The 2,035-nt window shown below is 65.3% G+C and carries 1 protein-coding gene; it reads left to right on the top strand.

The features are described 5' to 3' along the window. Nucleotides 1-125 precede the first annotated feature (125 nt). Nucleotides 126-1,391: a transposase gene (locus QZY48_RS00645; RefSeq protein ID WP_295426479.1), complete on the top strand. Its 1,266-nt coding sequence runs from the start codon at nt 126-128 to the stop codon at nt 1,389-1,391. Nucleotides 1,392-2,035: the final 644 nt, after the last annotated feature.

The raw sequence follows: 2,035 nt of genomic DNA, 5'->3' as shown, positions 1-2,035 counted from the left end.
TCGGCGGGCGAGCTCCGTGCCCCGCGGTGGGCGCCCCGGGCGGGCAAAAAAAGGTGGGGACCCTCATGGTTCGGCCCGCAGGTGCTTTACTTGCGAGTGTGTCCCGAAAAATCGGAGGTGTCCCCATGAGTAAGGGTAGATATCACAGCGTCGAATGCAAGGGCGTGGACTGGGATGCGCTGGCGACGCAGGTCGCCGGGCGGTGTCTGGTGTTCGCCGTGGACGTGGCCAAACACGATTTCGTGGCCTGCCTGCGGGTCGCCGATGAGGACCCGCTGGTGCGCGTGAAGTGGCAGCATCCAGAGGAGACGCCGACGGTGCTGACAGGGCTCGGGCGGCTGATCGCGGCGGGGCCGGTGGCGGCGGTCATGGAATCCAGCGGCACCTACGGCGATGCGCTGCGCTGGCAGTTGGGGCAACTGGGCGCGACGCTCTACCGGGTCAGTGCCAAGCGGGTGCATGACGCGGCGGAAGTCTTTGACGGCGTACCCAGTCTGCATGACCCCAAGGCGGCCGACATCATCGCGGAGTTGCATGATCTGGGACACAGCCAGGAGTGGCTGCAAGCCGATACCCACCGCCGCGCCCTCACCGCCCAACTGAAGATGCTGCATCAGTGCAAGGCGCGCCATCAGCAGGAACTCAATCGTCTGGAGGCGTTGTTGAGTCGGCATTGGCCCGAGGCCCTGACGCTGCTGGATCTCGATAGCGTGACGCTGCACCACCTGATCGCCGCCTATGGCGGGCCGGCGCAGGTGCATGCCTTGGAAGGACAGGCGCGCACGCTGATGCAAAAGATCGGGCGTCCCGGACTGGCCGCCGCGAAAATCGAGGCGCTCTTGGACAGTGCTGGCCACACGGTGGGGATGCCCTGCATCCTGGAGGAGCGTGAGTTGCTGCGCTGGCAGGCCAAGGCGGTGGTGGACACCCACACGGAGTTGCGTCGCATCGAGAAGCTGATCGAGCAGGCGGTGGCGGGCGACCCCGCGCTCGCCAGCCTGCGCAGCGTCGTCGGGCCGGTAACCAGTGCCGTGCTGCTCGCCGCGCAGGGCAGTCCGCTGAGCTACCCCGATGCCGACAGCTACTGTAAGGGGCTGGGGCTCAACCTCACCGAACGCAGCAGCGGCAAACACAAAGGGCGGCTGAAGATCACCAAGCGGGGTCCCGCGGTGGCCCGCTTTTATCTCTACTTCGCCGCACTGCGCCTGATTGCCAACGAGCCGGTGGTGGCCAAGTGGTTCAAGGCCAAAACCGCCCGCCCCGGGGCGATCAAGGGTAAACAGGTGGTCGAGCTCATGCGCAAGCTCGCCAAAGCCCTCTGGCACCATGCGCACGGGCGCCTGTTCCAGGCGGAAAAACTGTTCGACCAACGGGCCGTCGCGGGCGCCTGAGCGCCCCACGGCACTGAGCGAGAGACCACGACCATGGGCTGAGCAAGCCAACAACCGGGCATTGACGGTGTTTCCCCGGCGCCGACCTCCGACCCAACCTCAGGCCCCGTGTAGGCCCCACCGTAGTCCTGAGGCGGCGCCCGGGATGGCCCATGGGCTGCTTGCCCCATGAAACTGATCCGATGCCGCCCGCGATCCGTGCACCGCGCCGCGGACATCCTATGTGAGAGGTTTGGCCGACCCCTTGGGTGCCTATCCGGAGACACCGGCACCGCCCACCGACCAGTGCTTCGCGCGACTGCGGCAGGGTTGTTTTGATAAATGGACGTATCGGCATTGCCTCTCGTTTTCGCGCGGGTAGAAGTCCCTGAAATGCAAATTTTTTTGGCACCCAGCCGACGGAGCGGGCCTGGAGCGGATCCCGGGCGAATGCTTGCCCCAGCGCCGCGCGGTGTCGCGAGAAGGGTCCGATCAGAACTGATGTGTTAACGCATATTTCGTAGGGTACGCATCGCGTACCCGCCAAGCGCCACGACCGCCGGAGCCGGGTACGCGATACGTACCCTACAGCTACGGGACGTTCTCACGGACCGGTTGTCGTTGTCGTTGTCGTTGTCGGATTATTCGATTACGACAACGACAAC

This window comes from uncultured Thiodictyon sp. (assembly GCF_903828115.1).
Taxonomy (GTDB): Bacteria; Pseudomonadota; Gammaproteobacteria; order Chromatiales; family Chromatiaceae; genus Thiodictyon.
The sequence above is the reverse complement of the archived record's forward strand: the minus strand, read 5'-3'. Positions and strand labels throughout refer to the sequence as shown.

Bases quoted from the DNA above. Each gene is read 5' to 3' on its own strand.
- QZY48_RS00645 (WP_295426479.1), top strand. From the start codon at position 126: ATGAGTAAGGGTAGATATCACAGCGTCGAATGCAAGGGCGTGGACTGG.